Source organism: Bacillus cereus group sp. BfR-BA-01350 (assembly GCF_022663775.1).
Lineage (GTDB): Bacteria > Bacillota > Bacilli > Bacillales > Bacillaceae_G > Bacillus_A > Bacillus_A paranthracis.
Window position 1 is genome coordinate 1 of record NZ_JAKUGD010000001.1, and the last position, 16824, is coordinate 16824.

Here is a 16824-nt window from a genome sequence, read left to right on the forward strand (position 1 = left end):
TCCTTGAACGCCTTGAGGTCCAGTAGCCCCCGTAGCGCCAGTAGCGCCAGCTGGTCCTTGAACGCCTTGAGGTCCTTGAGCCCCCGTAGCGCCAGTAGCGCCTGCTGGACCATGAACACCTGGAGGTCCTTGAGCACCAGTAGCGCCGGTAGCCCCTGCTGGCCCTTGAACACCTTGAGGTCCTTGAGCACCAGTAGCGCCTGTTGCGCCTTGAGGTCCTTGAGGTCCAGTAGCACCAGTAGCGCCTGCCGGTCCTTGAGCACCAGTAGCACCAGTAGCGCCTGCTGGTCCTTGAATGCCTTGAGGTCCTTGAGCACCAGTAGCGCCGGTAGCGCCTGCTGGTCCTTGAACGCCTTGAGGTCCTTGAGCCCCCGTAGCGCCGGTAGCCCCTGCTGGTCCTTGAACACCTTGAGGCCCAGTAGCCCCCGTAGCCCCTGCTGGCCCTTGAATACCTTGAGGCCCTTGAGGTCCAGTAGCGCCTTGAACACCTGCCGGTCCTTGAGGTCCTTGAGGTCCTTGAGGTCCAGTAGCACCTTGAGCCCCCGCTGGTCCTTGAGGCCCAGTAGCACCGGTAGCACCCGCCGGTCCTTGAGGCCCAGTAGCGCCGGTAGCGCCGGTAGCACCGGTAGCACCAGTAGCGCCTCCACCTCCAAGACAACCTGATCCGTATTGAACTAGGATAGCTTGGATCTCTGTTATGAGTTTAACTAGTTTGTCGGTCGTACAACAATCTACTTTGAATAACTTAGCGATATATAATAAATAATTAAGCAGGCTTTGTAGTTCAACGTACAACGCTCCGCATGAGAAAGGTGTTGTTCTTAAAATAGTTAATAGATTAGCAATGATAGAATTTCCAATTTGTTTTTGTGCTGGAGATAAATCTAAGCAATTGAGAAATTTTTGTAAGTTATTTAGGGCAGCGATTAAGTTATCGATATTATTTTGAGAAGGGTTTTGAAAAACAGCTTGAATAGCTTGGCCAAGAGCTTGAAGAAGTCTAACAAATTCTGTAAGTTCGGACTTAGAGATGTTAATATGACTACAAGCTCTGACTTCGCAACAGTCATTACCATAAAATACTTTTCCTTTATTTTTATTGTTCATCTTTTCATTCCTTTCTTTCATAGAATCAATAGTCATTACTATATATTAAAATGAAATTTATACTAAATCCGTGATGGACAAACTACCATTTCTAAAAAAATAAGAAATTGGCCCGCTTGGCAAACAAATAAGTAAGATATAGAGAAGGTTTCATATAATGTAAAGAAGAAAAGTTCAACATAAAAAACTGCATGTCGATTGTTAAGGGATTTAACAATTGACATGCAGTTCGTGGATTGGATTTTATTTGTCTTGATTTAATCTTTCAAGGGCTGTTTTAGGTAAGATTGGAATTGAAATAGTAAAAGTAGTACCATCTTCATTACTAGTCATTTTTAATGTACCGTTATGATTTTGAATAATTTTTTTCGTTACTGCCAAGCCGAGTCCTGTACCGGAATCTTTTGTTGAGAAGAATGGATCAAAGATATATTCTTGAATCGCTGATGGAATACCAGTCCCATTATCAGTGAAAGTAATACGAACAAAATTATCTAGGCGGTAACTAGTAATTTGGATAGAAAGTTTTTTTTCCCCTTGAGCATCGACAGCGTTCTGGAATAAGTTTAAAAAAACTTGCACAAGTTCATGACGATCAATATGAACTAAAATATCATCTAATTCGGTAGAAAAATTATAATTAATTGAAATGTTATGTAAAAAGACTTCGCTAGCTAGTAACTGTTGAATATACTCACGTAAAAATGTATTAATTGGAAAGGGTTCTCTTGTAAATTCACGTGTTTTTGAAATAGATAAAAATTTTGTAATGATACTATTTGCGCGATCTAATTCAGGAATAAGTAAGTTTTTAAATAGTTCTTTATTAGATGGAGAAACAGTTTCTTGTAAAAATTGTAAATAACCTCGTACGGTTGTAAGAGGATTACGGACTTCATGTGCAATACCAGCTGCGATTCGCCCTGCTAACGAAAATTTTTCTGCATCACGTTCTGTGTTTAAATAATGAAAGACACTAATAACTCTAAAAATTTCTCCGTTATAATCACGAATAATTCGGTTATTTAAAATACCATAGTTTTTGTCTAAAACTTCTTCATTATATATTTCTGTGCCTGTTCTTAATGTTTCAAGAGCTTTAATTTTTTCTTCAGGTAATTTTAGTAATTGTTGAATTGGCTTTCCGATTATATCATTTCGTACTACACCAAAATCATCTGCCGCAGCCTGATTACATAAAGTTATATTTCCTTTATTATCAACAAAGGTTACATGATGTGAAAAAGCATCAAAAATATGAACAAAGTATGTTTCAAGTTGTTTAAATAAAAATAATGAATCGCAAGTAAGCTGAAAATCAGCCTCTTTATTCTCTTTTTGTATGTTTTGAATAGAATGAGTTGATCTCGTTTTCTTTATTTGTAAACCAATCTGTGGATTTTTATATGTAAAATGATGTGGTAATTGATTCACAAGTTCTTCATAAAAACGTACTTTATTTTCTAATTCTTCTATTCGTTTTTCATGAGACACAATATCATCTTTTGGAAGCATAAATAAATAACCCCTCAATTTAAAAATTCTTCCATCTAGTATATCATATTTTTATACGGATACTCTTAAAGAAGGGACTACTTAATGAAATTGATTGGTCGAAGTGTTCAGGAAGTGAGTAGAATGGATAGTAGGTGAAGTTGAAAAGGGAGGAATATATTTGCTTTTCATTGGAGTAACAGGGTGGGGAGATCATGATTCTTTATATATAGACCCCTATGAAAATAGAAATAAATTACGAACATATAGTGAGTATTTCCCTATAGTAGAAGTGGATAGTTCATTTTATGCGATGCAACCTGCACGAAACTATACAAAATGGGCAATGGAAACACCGAAAGATTTTTCTTTTATCGTCAAAGCATATCAAGGAATGACAGGACATATGAAAGGTGAAGTTCCTTTTTCTACGTTCGATGAGATGTTTGATGTATATAAACAATCTATTCTTCCTTTAATTGAAGCGGGTAAATTAAAAACGATTTTATTTCAATATCCACCATGGTTTGATTGTAAAAAGAAAAATGTAGATTTTCTTCGATATACGAAAGAAAAAATGGAAGGTTTGCCGTGTGCAATAGAATTTCGAAATCAAACATGGTTTTATCCAGAAATGAGAGATAAGACGTTACAGTTTCTAGAGCAAGAAAAATGGATTCATACAATTTGTGATGAGCCACAGGCAGGGATGGGTTCAGTACCACTCGTATTAGAAGTAACGAATGCAGAGATGGTGTTAATACGTTTTCATGGCCGAAATGTTCATGGCTGGCTTGATAAAGGGGAAAATTGGAGAGCGGTTCGTTGCTTATATCGCTACAACAATAAAGAATTAGAAGAATGGGTAGAAAGACTAGAACAATTAAAAAAGAAGACAAAGGACATATACGTATTATTTAACAATAATTCAGGCGGAGATGCAGCTGATAATGCGAAACAGCTTATGAAAATGATGAACATTACATATGGTGAGCCAAAGCCTGAGCAATTAAATTTGTTTGAGTGATAATAAACAAGAAAGGCACTGTACAAACAGGGGGAATGTACAGTGCCTTTCTATATGAAAAAGAGGGGTAACAATGTTACTGAGCGTTTGGTTGATTCATCAATTGTTGGCTTCGTAATAAATGATAATGGTTATCATTATCATTGTCAATGGTTTTCCTGAAAATAAATAAAAAATTTTTTATGGGATAGTAACGATAGGGAGATCCCTAATAGGAGTTTGGCTAAAGTAAAGAATTGTTTCGAGGTAGATTTCCTGCAAACCCCTGATAAAGTGAAACTTTAATCAGGGGGGGGGTTGTTCATCCCCCCACTGATTATCAGCCCTCACCAATCGGGCTTTTACGGGCAGCCCGACCTCCATCTAACTTCTTTGCTTCCGCTGAATTTTGAGGTGGGGGTCTTACTGCCCGTTAATGCGGGATAAAGTATAAAAAAAGAACAGCAATTAATGCTGTTCTTTGCTAGTGATGAATTGTTGTAAATCAAAAGGAGTTATCGCTTGGATAAATTCTTTTGAGATAAGTGTTTGAACAAGAGTACTCTCAGAAATAGAAGCACCTGTTTTCTTTTCATAAGCTTGTTTCAATAAATCAAGTTTTTCAGCCGTTTCTTTCGGTAATTCAATTGTTAAAGTGTTCATAATTTCTCCCCCTTACTATTAGAGTACCACTACAATATAGGAGAGACAAGAAAAGAGAATGTGAAACATAAAAAAGGTTACCATTTATAAATGGTAACCTTTTTTATGTATAAGAGTTATTAAGCAATACCGATATACTTTAAAGTTTTTGATGGAGTACTATGATCAAAGAAGTGTTGTAAAAATGCGATATCAACACCTGATTTGTATGCGCAATATCCCCAAGTTTTTCGAAGTGTATGTGAGCTAATCCCTTCTAATCCAACTTCTTTTGCAGCTTTGTTTAAAATGTACCACGCATGTTGTCTCGTAATAGATTTTGTTCCTTTTTGAGACTTTAACAATGGTTCATTACGTTTCCAAGTTTTACGTTCTTTCATGTAGTCTTCGATCGCGTGCTGTAAGTCTTCATTTACAGCAAACCATTTATGTTTCTTTACTTTTTCATTGTAAAATAAAATGGAATGGCGAACATTTTCGTTTTCATCGATTACATCACTAACTTTTAATTGTAAGATTTCACTTACTTTTAAGCCAGAATTTACAGCTAATACGAATAATAAGCCATCACGTTTCGAAGATTGTAAAAGTATATTTTTGATAGTTTCTAATTGTTTTTCGTTTTGAATAGGTTGTCCTGCTTGTTTCATTTCACGCACTCTCCTCTTTTATATGTGTAAAGGAAAGGATTAACTTGTTCTTACTATAAAGGGAGAGTGTGAATTTCATGTGAACTCCTAGTGAAATTAAGACAAATTATTTGACTTCTTTTACTTTTTGTAAATTAAAGTAGAATACAACACTATTAGTCGTATTATATACACCGTACTCGGCATGGTGTAGGTCTAAAATATTTTTAACAATAGATAATCCAAGACCAGTACCACCAGTATGACGGCTACGCGATGCATCTAAACGGTAGAAACGATCCCAAATTTTTTCAAGACTGTCTTCTGGAATAGGGTTTCCTGTGTTTTCTATTTCAACTTTTACTGTATCTTCCATTTCTATAACGGAGACTTGTATTTTTTCTCCATCTGGCGTATAGCGAATTGCATTGCTAAGTAAGTTCACAACGACTTGCTCAATACGACTACGGTTCGCTTGAACAAATATAGAAGAGTCTCCATCTATGTTCACTTGTAAATGCTTTTCTTCCATGCTAAATAATAACTTTGTATAGACTTGTTGAATTAATTCACCGATCGAGAATGTCGTCATATCTAGTTTGTACGTACCTGACTCTAATTTTGCTAATTCTAACATTTCAACAATAAGTCTGTTCATGTTTTCGGTTTCTTCTAAAATAACATCTGTGTAATACGTCGTATCTTTACTAACGCCATCTTTAATTCCTTCTGCGAAACTTCTAATTACACTAAGTGGTGTTTTTAATTCGTGCGATACACCAGAAATGAATTCTTTTCGCGTTTTCTCTAATTGACGTTCACGTTCAATATCTTGTTGTAATTTTGTATTGGCAACATTTAATCGATCGATTCGGTCTTTTAAGTTTACAGATAACGTATTAATACTACCGGAAAGCCCGCCAATCTCATCGTCTGCTGTTACAGGTAACTTCTCGCTAAAATCAAAATTGGCCATTTTCTTTGTAACGCGATTCATTTTAATTAATGGCTTCACAATGATTTTTGAGTAGTAGAAGGATAATAAAATAATTACGAGAAATACGATGATTAAGGCATAGACATAATAATCCTTTAAAACGAGCATCGCTTCATTAACAGGTTGTAAAGATGCTATCGCAAAAGCGTATTCTGTAATTTTTTCATTTTCCACAATAGGTTTTACAAAGATGCTATTTTTTATATTCTCTCCACCATCTATTATATAAGTGTTCAATTGGTGCGGGTTAGCAGTGCCATTTCTAATAATGTCTGCAAAATATTGAACGGCTTGTAATGTTTCAAAATCATTTGCAAGGCGAACCTCGGCTTTTGACGGAAGCTGTAATTTAGATACAATACCAGTAAACTCAATTTGAGTCACAGTTTTGGATCGGCTTGTAAGTCTATTTTTAGTAGAATTGCCATTAATGGATTGAAAATCTGAATTGAAACGTTCGTTTTGCCATCGATTATAATTTGTTGTCAATTCTAGTGGGGTTATTGTTTTCCCTCGTAGCAAACCGACGACGTTTATCATGCCATCTTTTTTCAATCCTAAGTTTTCAAATTTCTTATATTCTTCGGGCGTTAAAAGATTATTGAGTGGAATGAAATATGTTTCATTATTTTTAGGATTAATGACATCAATGTAGTAATTGTTATCACTTTTAATAATGCCCTCAGAATTTAAAAATTGCATATCAGCATTTGTTTTATCATGAAATTCTTGTTTTAGTTTTCTAATTTCCTCAGGATCTTTATCACTTTTTTCATAATTAGCTACGAATTTTTCAAAAGCTGTTTGGACGGTTTTTACTTTTTTATTAATATAAAATTTCTCTAAAAATAGAGATTGTCCTAAGAAAAAAAGGAGGAATATGATTGTAAATAATGTCGATGTTAATAAGAATAGTTTAAAGACGATACTTCTGTTTTTCACTGCGTCACCTCTTGTGAGAAATACTGTAAATGATTTCTTAATTATAACAAACGTTACAAAAAAGTAGAGGAGAAAATCTGTCTCTTCTGAAAGTAGTTTTTAATAAAAAGTCACATAAAAAGAACTCGACAGACGTATGACGAGTTCTTTAATGTATTATTGTTGAATTGCTGCATCTAAAGCGATTTCAATCATTTCGTTAAATGTAGTTTGACGCTCTTCAGATGTTGTTTCTTCACCAGTGAAGATGTGATCACTTACTGTTAAGACAGATAATGCATTTACACCGTATTTCGCTGCTAATGTGTAAAGCGCAGTTGTTTCCATTTCTACTGCTAGTACACCGTAATCCCCAAGCTTTTTCACCATGTCCATGCTCTCACGGTAAAATACATCTGCTGTTAAAACGTTACCAACACGAACGTGTAGGCCTTTTTCAGTTCCAGCATCGTAAGCTTTCTTTAGAAGGTCGAAGTTTGCAGCTGGTGCAAAATCAAATCCTGGGAATGTTAAACGGTTCATATTAGAATCCGTACAAGCTGTCATTGCAATAATAACGTCACGTACTTTTACGTCTTTTTGAATAGCACCGCAAGTTCCAACGCGAATTAAATTTTTAACTCCGTAGCTTTGGATTAATTCGTTTACATAAATAGAAATAGAAGGAACACCCATACCTGTACCTTGCACAGATACACGTTTTCCTTTATAAGTTCCAGTGAATCCTAACATTCCACGAACGTTATTATAGCAAGTAACGTCCTCTAGAAATGTTTCAGCAATATATTTTGCACGCAATGGATCACCAGGTAATAGAATAGATTCAGCGATTTCGCCTTGTTTTGCTTCAATATGTACACTCATGAAAAGTCCTCCTTATAATGTATTGATAGAAATCAATATCATTTGCATTATACACTATGAATCCTTTCAATTAAAATCTTTTTTATCCTTTGTAATATGTGCAAAACAGAAGGATTTCATAAATCATAATCTAGAATATATATGAAAGAAGTTTTGTATGAATAGAGACTATAAAAATGGTAGGTGATGTTTTGAAAAATCTTGTCATTGGACTTGTTGCTTTGTTATTTGTTGTAGTAGGCGGATTTTACATAAAAAAGTATCAGGAAACTACAGAGACTGTAGGTGATGTTCAGGAAGTAAAATGGGATGTGTCAAATGGAAAAGGAAATGAGAAAGCAGATATTGTGTTTCAATTATTAAATAATAAAAATAGCGAAGTACGTGGTGTGAATGATCAAATTCGGGCAGTTATTGTAGACGGACAATTAAAACATGTACAACAAATGAAACCTGCATTCGTAGGAAATGGATCATATAAGGTATCTTCTAAAATAGCGAAAGATGAAGGCTATACAATATTTTTATATGAAGACAAAAATAAGTCTGTGCAATCATTTGCGAAGAAAGATTTTGGGAAGGAAATAGAGGAGAAAAATAAGAAAAAAGTAAAGTTTCCAATCGATAGTGTACTTACAAAAAAAATAGGGGAGTATGAAGTTTCTCTTTTATTTGGTGCACTGCATCCGAATGAACCAGTGACGTTAACATTTCAATTTCAAGCGAAAAAGGGTGAGAAATTGAAATTACATGCAGAGAGAGGAGAAGTGGAGGCGCTCTATATCGTGGACGAAACGAGAGAAAACTTTTTATATGCAATTCCTGTTGATACAGATGAGCAATTACAATATCGCATTACATTTCCTGCTGAAGGAACGTACAAAATATGGGGAGATTTCTATATAAATGGTAAGAAATATGAAAAAGAATTTATTGTACAAGTTCAAAAAAGAAAAAACAGCTAACTATTTAGCTGTTTTTTCTTTTTCCTATTAATTTTGTTACAGAGAGCATTGTAATTGGTAAAGAATGATTCTTTCTAAATGCTAAATATTTACCGCTCCATGTTGGTTTATATTTTTCTTTAAAATGTCGTAACCCGCTGAAACTATATGTGTAACGAACATTATTAAAGATGGCAGCAGCAACCCGTTCAGACCAGAAAGATTGTGTCGATAAACCTACATTTGAAAGTGGTGCCATACCAATATTAAAGGAGTGGTATTCATTTTCTTTTGCCCACTGGAATAGGTGGATGAAAATTGCATCCATAATGCCGCTAGGCGCATCTGGATAATAGCGCATTAAATCAACAGACAATGATCCGTTTTGATATACGGGCATAAATGTCGTGAATGCAATGATTTTTCCATCTGCATCAGATAATGTAGCGATAGGAGCACGGCTAATATATTCACGATCAAAGTATCCGAGTGAGAAACTTTTCTCTTTTTTTCCACCGAGCCACGCATCTGAAACTTTTTTTAATTCTTCAAATAGTTCATCTGAGAACGGCGGCTGGTGAATAGAGAATGTATAGCCTTCTCGTTCAAAACGGTTGAAAGTCGCTCGCATACCGGCACGTTTTTTTCCTGTTATTGTAAATGTATTCAAATCAACGACAGCTTCTTCACCAAGCTTAAAGAAGTTGTAACCAAAATCATGATATAAACTCATCCATTTACTTTCGATTTGGTAGAATACACAAATGTATCCAAATCGGTCAGCTTCAGCTAAAAACTCTTGTAACACAGTACGGTAGGAGGAAGGATCTCCAATTGGATCACCTAGCACAACAAGACGTTTTCCAGTTATAGAGAAGAGAAGGAGCGCTTTCCCATCACTACTAAAGAAGAATTGTTTATCGCCTAAGAAACCTAAATGACTAAGTACATTTCCACCATGTTCATCTAAAAAGTTTTGTAATCTTTTATCATTAGCTGGTTGCCCGGGAAATTCATTTCTATAACGATTAGCAATGAGTGAGCCAATCAGTAAAAATGTAGGAACGAAAAAGGTAGCTGCTAATGCACTTCGTTTTACTTGCGTAATATTACGAACGACAAAATCAGGTTTAAAAGCTTCTTTTGCACCTGCAAATAAAATACCTAAGTTTTTATATAAATATAAAGTTATAAGTAAGAATATAAAAACTTTTACGATATCAGAAAGTGAGACTTCCATTTTCTCGCGTACAAATCTTTTACGAAGCATATATAATACAGCGAGTACAATTAATAAAATAAACGTTTCTTCAATATCAATCCCTTTTAGCGTATTAAAGATAGCTGCTCCGATTAAAGAAATAATCGTCATATAGTAAGAACGCTTTGTTCCATAATATATGCCTCGTGAAAGGATCAGGAGGAGAATACCGAATGTTAGTGATAAGCTAAAAGAAAATTGAATAAGATGTTTTGGAGCTAGAATATGTAAGGCGTGTGCTCTGTTTATACTTGTCGGTAGAATGGTCGATAAAATAACCATTAATCCAGCAAATACTGTTAAAGCAGCAGAGGCCCACGAACCTAGTTTTCCTAGAAAATCACGCTGCAAAGTCCATATAACACCAGTTGTTTCTAATGCAGGCGCAATAAAAGGTTTGTCTTCAAACTTTTTAATGGCCACGCCTGTCATTTCAAAAGCTGCAAAAATAAGACCAAGGCAGAATGGTAAAATGTAATAGACGAGGCGATATAATAACATAGCAGGTAGTAATACACCTGTATCAATGCCATACTGTCCGAGCCCAGTTAAAAAGACAAGATCAAATGAACCAAGTCCACCAGGTACAAGACTAACAACACCAGCTAATGCAGCAATTACATACACACCTAAAAACTTTTGAAATTCGATATCAATGCCAAATAATATTAGTATGACATACATAACGATACCAGCAGATACCCACTCAACTAATGAAACTAATGAGTATAAAACAGTTGGATTTTTCTCTTCTTCTCCTTCATCTTGTCCTTCGGTTTGCTTTGGTTTTCTATTTTTTAGTTTAGAAAAGCCAATGTATATAGGGACGAAAAGGGCGAAGAAGATAAGAACAGGCCATAGCCACGGTTTTTCATGCAAAATAAAACTTGTGTCTAATATTCCAATAAGACCGAGGAACGAAAGAATAGCGAGTCCGTTAATAAAAGCGGTTGTCATCCAGGCGATACTTTTAATAAGTTTGCCATTTTCTTTTATGTATGGACGATAAAGCATTGTTCGTACACCTGCTCCAACGAGACCACCAAATCCAATAAATCCATTTAAAGTATTAGCAATCCATGAGATACGAAAAATCTTTTGGACAGGTATATCAGCTTTTAAATAACGAAGCATAACATAGTCATAAAAGAACATTGTTGATACGGCAAATGCACCAAGTGTAATTGCTAAAAAGACTCCTCCGGTTGGAATGTTTTTAATTGTATTAATTGCTTCTAAAAAAGAAATGCCTGCTAATTCTTTTTTTGCTTGAAAGAATACAATTGTTAATACAACAAATGGGAAGATAATTTTCCCGATTTGTAAGAAACGTTTCCATGAAAACGACATAAATACAACTCTCCTTGTATAAGAAAACTGAGACAATAATATTATTATGACAAACTTCAAGAAAAATAAAAAGGTAAATTCCTGTATAAGGAAGCTATTTTTTATAAGGGTTATATTTAAAAGAGTATTTCGTTTGTCAGAAAATTAAGTTAAAATAAGTTGAAAGAAGGAAGAGAGGGGAATTAGATGATTATAATAGGTTATGCAGGGTATGAGCTAGAGAAAGCAAAACCTAATACGTCAGAAGATTTTTTTAATAGATCTGAAGTGACATATATATTAAATGATAAAGAAAGAACCTTTTCTGTTTTATATGTTCGGTATTTTGAAGAAGTTTTACAAGAAATTACTCCTTTTGAAGGAAATCCAGTATGTAAAGTAGAAAATCAAGACATATATTTGCGGGATATTGTAGCGATATGTTGTTTACTGAAAGAGAATGAGCTTCGTATGCAAAAACGTTTGTATTTAAATAATATAGAAGAATTCCAACAATATTTTGATGAGGAAATAGTGGTGAAAGTACAAGAAATATTGGCTGAATTACATAAAAATAAAAGAGTAGAAATAGCGTGAAATGGCAAAGGAGAGGGAAAAATGTCTAATCTAATGGTGGAAAATCAAACAGAACAAGTTTCTATGTTTTTAGAAGATGTTATTCATTTGATAACCAATTATGTAAATTATCATACGTTGCCTTCTTTATTAGAAGAGACACCGGCAGGAAACGAACAATATTATAAAGGGTTATTAGCGTCAATAAGACGTCTTCTCGTTTTTTGTGAAGAAGGGCATGATGCATGTTTTGTTTTGTTAAATAGCCAGCCATTTCGAAAGACAGCAGCTGAAAAGATTTTATATAAAATTTATCATCAAGTAATTGCAGAGTTTTTTTCACCAAAGAGTGATCATTGGTATGAAAATAGTCGGTCTGCTTATACAGGGAAAAACTCCATCGTTTTTCAACAAACACCACCTGCATCTGTAGAGGAAGTAATGAAGAGCTTAGAGGGGAAATTCCAATTGATGCGTGAAGAATTAGAATATTATGAGACGGATTATCAAACAAAGATGTTACACAAATATTAACTGCGAAAAAGAAGCTGAGGGGACTTAGCTTCTTTTCCTTTTGTACAGTTATATAAGAGATTTCCTTTGAATATATTTAAGGGGATAGCATTAAGGAGGTGTAACATGAGTCAGCAAGGTGTATTCACAGATTACTTTCATGAAGTAGAAAGCTGGTGTGAAAGTGTTCTTCACGTATTAGATAGCCGTGCAATGGAAGTGTATGATGTCCATATGCTTGCTTATAAAATTCAAACGTTATTAGACCGTATGAAAGAGCATGAGTATGATACAGATGCAGAGTTTATGTATGAAATAAGTGATGATGTAGAACATATTCAGCATCATTTGCAGGAAGTATTCGTGCAGGGGGAAGAGGAATATGAACTATGTGAAAGAGGGGATAGTGAACGAGCTGTTCCAATTGGAGGGCATACACTCCCACCACTACCTTATCCATATAATGCGTTAGAACCGTATATTTCTAGAGAAATTATGATGTTACACCATGATAAACATCATCGTAGTTACGTGGAAGGATTAAATAAGGCAGAGAAGATGATGGAAGAAGCGAGAAAAACAAATCAATTTGATTTAATTAAGCATTGGGAAAGAGAAGCTGCTTTTCATGGATCAGGTCATTACTTGCACACAATATTTTGGAATAACATGAAAAAAGGTGGCGGCGGAAGTCCAAGAGGGGCTCTTTCACACCGGATTGAACAAGATTTTGGAAGTTTCTTGCGTTTTCAAAAACATTTTACAGAAGCAGCCTCTAAAGTGGAAGGTTCAGGATGGGCAATTCTCGTTTGGGTTCCCCGATCGGGAAGATTAGAAATTTTACAGAGTACACTTCATCAATTATTTACACAATGGGATACGATACCGCTCCTTGTACTAGACGTGTGGGAACATGCGTATTATTTACAATACCAAAATCGAAAAGATGAATATATTAAAAATTGGTGGAATGTTGTAAATTGGCCGGATGTAGAAAAAAGATTTGAAAGTGCAAAACAAATAGAATGGACACCTTATTAGACGCAGGTTCTCTGCGTCTTTTTTATTGGAAGGAGAGGGAGATTTCGTTCATATTTTAAAAGGCCAAGCATACACTTGTACAAAAAGTGCCAAAAGGACGTGGGGGGAAATATGAGACGAATTTGTGTAATCATTACGCTTCTTATTATGTACGCAAGCGTTATACCAATTCCTACATATGCAAAGATGAACAGCAATGTCAGTGCTCGTAATGCTGTATTAATGGAACAACATTCTGGACGTGTATTATACGGAAAAGCAGAACATGAGCCGCAAAAAATTGCTAGTATAACAAAAATTATGACAGCCTTATTAGCTGCTGAATCAGGAAAGATGAAAGAAAGGGTATTAGTAAGTAATGAAGCGGTCAGGGTCGAAGGATCTGCAATTTATTTAAAGCCTGGGCAAAAAGTGAAGCTAGAGGATTTAGTATACGGACTTATGCTTAGATCTGGTAATGACGCAGCACAAGTAATTGCTGAAAATGTAGGAGGGAGTATAGAAGGGTTCGTATATTTAATGAATGAAAAGGCGAAACAGATTGGAATGAAAGATACTCACTTTTCAAACCCACATGGTTTGGATGGAGATGGATCTCATTATTCGTCGGCCTATGACATGGCACTTTTAACGAGATATGCAATGGGGAACGAGACTTTTAAGAAAATTTTTGGAACAAAAACGTATAAATCAGATTCGTGGGATTATCCGTGGAAAAACAAACATAAACTTGTGACGTCGTATTATGAATTTGCAACAGGGGGAAAAACAGGTTTTACGAAGAAAGCAGGAAGAACGCTTGTTACAACAGCATCAAAAGATGGACTAGATCTAATTGTCGTAACTTTGAGCGCTTCTAGCGATTGGGATGATCATATGAATTTATTTGATAAAGGTTTTGACCGTTTCGAACAAACAAAAGTTTTAGGACAAGGAGCACTTGCTGAAATAACCGAAAAGAAATACGCCAATCATGTTTACACGAAAAATAGTTTTTCAGTACCTTTAACTGAAGAGGAAAAAAAGAGCGTAGTATTAAAAGTTGAACTAGATAAAAGTGCAAAGCTTGTGGATGGAGTAAAGGTTGGAAAGACAGACATTTATGTTGGCAATGAGAAAGTTGGAGAACGGAATTTATTTTATAGTAAACGAAAGTTAGTAGCTACAACGGGAATGTACTGGAATAATGTGAAAGAAATTTTTTCTTACATGATAGGTGTTGGGAACGATGGTTAATCTCGTATGGGTAGCGATGGCTGTCATTGGGATTGTGTATGCGATGATAAATGGAACGATGGAAGCAATAAATAAAGCTGTATTTGATGGAGCAAAAGACGCAGTAACAATTTGTATAGGACTGATTAGTGTTTTAGTATTTTGGCTCGGCTTAATGAAAATTGCAGAGGAAGCTGGGTTGTTAAAAAAGTTAGTGGCACTTTTTATGCCGATAGTAAAAAGGTTGTTTCCAGAAATACCGAAGGATCATCCGTCAATGGGATTTATTTTATCAAATATGATGGCAAATTTTTTTGGATTAGGTAATGCAGCGACCCCTCTTGGCATTAAAGCGATGGAACAATTGAAAGAGTTAAATGGAGGGAAGGATTCGGCGAGTCGTTCTATGGTAACGTTTTTAGCATTAAATACATCAGCGATTACTTTAATTCCTACGACCGTCATTTCGATTCGAATGACGTATGAATCAGCAAATCCCACCGAAATCGTTGGGGTAACATTCATTGCACAAGTACTCTCTATGATCGGAGCGATTTGGATTGACCGCTATTTTTACCGAAGAAGGAGTAGGAAGGGGCGGAAAAAATGAGCATTGTCAATACGATATCATTATGGGTAATTCCTTGTGTCATTGGTTTTATCCTTTTATATGGAACGATAAAGAAAGTTCCGACGTATGAATCGTTCGTTGAGGGAGGAAAAGAAGGGATTCAAATTGCAATTTCCATTTTACCGTTTATGGTTGGAATGCTCGTATCTATTTCTATATTTCGAGCTTCAGGTGCATTAGATGCAATGATATCAGTGATGAAGCCGATGTTAGATTTAATTCATGTCCCAGCAGAAATTGTTCCACTAGCACTTATACGTCCTATTTCGGGCTCTGCTGGTTTAAGTATTACGACCGATTTAATTGCGACGTATGGACCAGACTCGTTCATTGGGCGATTGGCTTCTACGATGCAAGGGAGTACAGATACGACTTTTTATATTTTAACAGTATACTTCGGAGCTGTTGGAATTAGAAAAATGGGAGATGCATTAAAAGTAGGACTTTTTGCCGATTTAATCGGAATTATTTGTTCGATTGTGTTTGTTTCTTTAATGTTTAAGTAATACTATTCATTTTTTATGCTATTTCGCTTATAATACGTATACGACCACTATTAAGGTGTTGCTTAATAGTGGTTTTTTTATGCGGTATTTTTGACAAAATAATGAACTTTTATTGTGAGCAATATGAAAAATATGGACAATAATAAAAGGTAAAAACATGGTTTGACCTTTATATGTTTATTATCATCGCTATGTTGTTTAAGTAAGATGGAGCGAAAAGCCGTCAAGTGTATGCGGTTGCCAAGTCTTTCTAATGTAAGGTAAGATAAATTCGAGGTGAAAAAAAGAAATGGAACGATTACAAAAAGTGATTGCGCAAGCAGGTATTGCATCGAGAAGAAAGGCTGAGGAATTAATTCAGCAAGGAAAAGTGAAAGTTAACGGAAAAATAGTGAAGGAGTTAGGAACGAAAGTAACTCCTCAAGATAAAGTAGAAGTAAATAACATCCCTCTTGAAAAAGAAGAACCTGTTTATTTTTTACTATATAAACCAACTGGCGTAATTTCAAGTGTATCAGATGATAAAGGAAGAAGTGTTGTAACAGACTTTTTCCCAGAAATTACACAACGTTTATTCCCAATCGGACGTTTAGATTATGATACGTCTGGCGTATTATTAATGACAAACGATGGGGACTTCGCAAACGTATTAATGCACCCTAGATATAAAGTTGAAAAAACATATGTTGCAAAAATAAAAGGGCCTCTAACAGGTGAAAAAATCCGCATGTTAGAACGTGGTGTGACGTTAGAAGACGGAAAAACAGCACCAGCGCGTGTGAAGATTATTTCTTGGGACAAGCGTAAAGAAATGGCGATTGTACAACTAACAATTCATGAAGGACGTAACCGTCAAGTACGTCGTATGTTTGAAGCTTTAGACTGTAAAGTAGTGAAACTAAAGCGTGAACGCTACGCCTTTTTAGAAGTGGGTAGCTTGCGACCTGGTGATGCAAGAGAATTGACACCACATGAGGTGAAACAATTACGTGCATTGGCTTCCACAAAGCCTCGCTAATCGATATTGTGAAACTTTCACCAGTGGAATGTTCCGCTGGTGATTTATTAAAAAATACATATATTCATCACTCGTCGAAGAGAGGGGA

The 16824-nt window shown here is 35.5% G+C and carries 16 protein-coding genes; 9 read left to right on the plus strand and 7 right to left on the minus strand.

Annotation, left to right across the window (positions count from 1 at the left end; genetic code table 11):
- The coding region (locus MR147_RS00005) for a collagen-like repeat preface domain-containing protein (RefSeq protein ID WP_242303550.1) at positions 1-1107 on the minus strand (1107 nt) is incomplete at its 3' end.
- 243 nt (positions 1108-1350) lie between these two features.
- The gene (locus tag MR147_RS00010; protein ID WP_074540231.1) at positions 1351-2622 is read right to left on the minus strand and encodes a PAS domain-containing sensor histidine kinase; all 1272 of its coding nucleotides are present in this window, start codon (positions 2620-2622) and stop codon (positions 1351-1353) included.
- 160 nt (positions 2623-2782) lie between these two features.
- Between MR147_RS00010 and MR147_RS00015 the strand changes: the two genes are divergently transcribed.
- The gene (locus tag MR147_RS00015) at positions 2783-3628 is read left to right on the plus strand and encodes a DUF72 domain-containing protein (RefSeq protein WP_000897342.1); all 846 of its coding nucleotides are present in this window, start codon (positions 2783-2785) and stop codon (positions 3626-3628) included.
- A gap of 447 nt (positions 3629-4075) precedes the next feature.
- On the opposite strand, the gene MR147_RS00020 is transcribed toward MR147_RS00015, so the two are convergent.
- The 4 genes from MR147_RS00020 to deoD all read right to left on the minus strand — a co-directional run bounded on the left by MR147_RS00020 (position 4076) and on the right by deoD (position 7702).
- Positions 4076-4270: a DUF3924 family protein gene (locus MR147_RS00020; RefSeq protein WP_001094859.1), complete on the minus strand. Its 195-nt coding sequence runs from the start codon at positions 4268-4270 to the stop codon at positions 4076-4078.
- 119 nt (positions 4271-4389) lie between these two features.
- Positions 4390-4920 (minus strand): tyrosine-type recombinase/integrase, encoded by a 531-nt coding sequence (locus MR147_RS00025; RefSeq protein ID WP_000806236.1) that lies wholly within the window; start codon positions 4918-4920, stop codon positions 4390-4392.
- A gap of 106 nt (positions 4921-5026) precedes the next feature.
- The gene (locus MR147_RS00030) at positions 5027-6838 is read right to left on the minus strand and encodes a sensor histidine kinase (RefSeq protein ID WP_074609560.1); all 1812 of its coding nucleotides are present in this window, start codon (positions 6836-6838) and stop codon (positions 5027-5029) included.
- Positions 6839-6994: 156 nt separating this feature from the next.
- Positions 6995-7702, minus strand: a complete 708-nt coding sequence (deoD, locus tag MR147_RS00035; RefSeq protein ID WP_000110707.1) for a purine-nucleoside phosphorylase — start codon at positions 7700-7702, stop codon at positions 6995-6997.
- A gap of 176 nt (positions 7703-7878) precedes the next feature.
- Between deoD and MR147_RS00040 the strand changes: the two genes are divergently transcribed.
- Positions 7879-8667 (plus strand): hypothetical protein, encoded by a 789-nt coding sequence (locus MR147_RS00040; RefSeq protein ID WP_074609559.1) that lies wholly within the window; start codon positions 7879-7881, stop codon positions 8665-8667.
- 4 nt (positions 8668-8671) lie between these two features.
- Here the strand turns inward: MR147_RS00040 and mprF are convergent, their stop codons facing one another.
- Positions 8672-11257 (minus strand): bifunctional lysylphosphatidylglycerol flippase/synthetase MprF, encoded by a 2586-nt coding sequence (gene mprF / locus MR147_RS00045; RefSeq protein WP_074609557.1) that lies wholly within the window; start codon positions 11255-11257, stop codon positions 8672-8674.
- Between the two features lie 186 nt (positions 11258-11443).
- Between mprF and MR147_RS00050 the strand changes: the two genes are divergently transcribed.
- The 7 genes from MR147_RS00050 (at position 11444) to rluB (ending at position 16736) form a co-directional block, all read left to right on the plus strand.
- Positions 11444-11833: a hypothetical protein gene (locus MR147_RS00050; RefSeq protein WP_000583785.1), complete on the plus strand. Its 390-nt coding sequence runs from the start codon at positions 11444-11446 to the stop codon at positions 11831-11833.
- Positions 11834-11854: 21 nt separating this feature from the next.
- Positions 11855-12346 carry a YpuI family protein gene (locus MR147_RS00055; RefSeq protein WP_000067567.1) on the plus strand — a complete coding sequence of 164 codons (492 nt, stop codon included), beginning with the start codon at positions 11855-11857 and terminating at the stop codon, positions 12344-12346.
- Positions 12347-12451: 105 nt separating this feature from the next.
- Entirely contained in the window at positions 12452-13366 is a 915-nt protein-coding gene (locus MR147_RS00060) for a superoxide dismutase (RefSeq protein ID WP_000082669.1), read from the plus strand.
- A gap of 111 nt (positions 13367-13477) precedes the next feature.
- Complete coding sequence (gene dacB, locus MR147_RS00065) at positions 13478-14602, plus strand: D-alanyl-D-alanine carboxypeptidase DacB (RefSeq protein ID WP_074609555.1); 1125 nt, start codon at positions 13478-13480, stop codon at positions 14600-14602.
- The gene (gene spmA / locus MR147_RS00070; protein ID WP_000247805.1) at positions 14595-15191 is read left to right on the plus strand and encodes a spore maturation protein SpmA; all 597 of its coding nucleotides are present in this window, start codon (positions 14595-14597) and stop codon (positions 15189-15191) included. The genes dacB and spmA overlap by 8 nt, the downstream gene beginning before the upstream one ends.
- A complete protein-coding gene (gene spmB, locus MR147_RS00075) occupies positions 15188-15718 on the plus strand; it encodes a spore maturation protein SpmB (protein WP_000029511.1) in 531 nt (176 codons plus the stop codon). The genes spmA and spmB overlap by 4 nt, the downstream gene beginning before the upstream one ends.
- A 289-nt stretch (positions 15719-16007) precedes the next feature.
- Positions 16008-16736: a 23S rRNA pseudouridine(2605) synthase RluB gene (rluB, locus tag MR147_RS00080; RefSeq protein WP_000440556.1), complete on the plus strand. Its 729-nt coding sequence runs from the start codon at positions 16008-16010 to the stop codon at positions 16734-16736.
- The last annotated feature ends 88 nt before the right edge of the window (positions 16737-16824 follow it).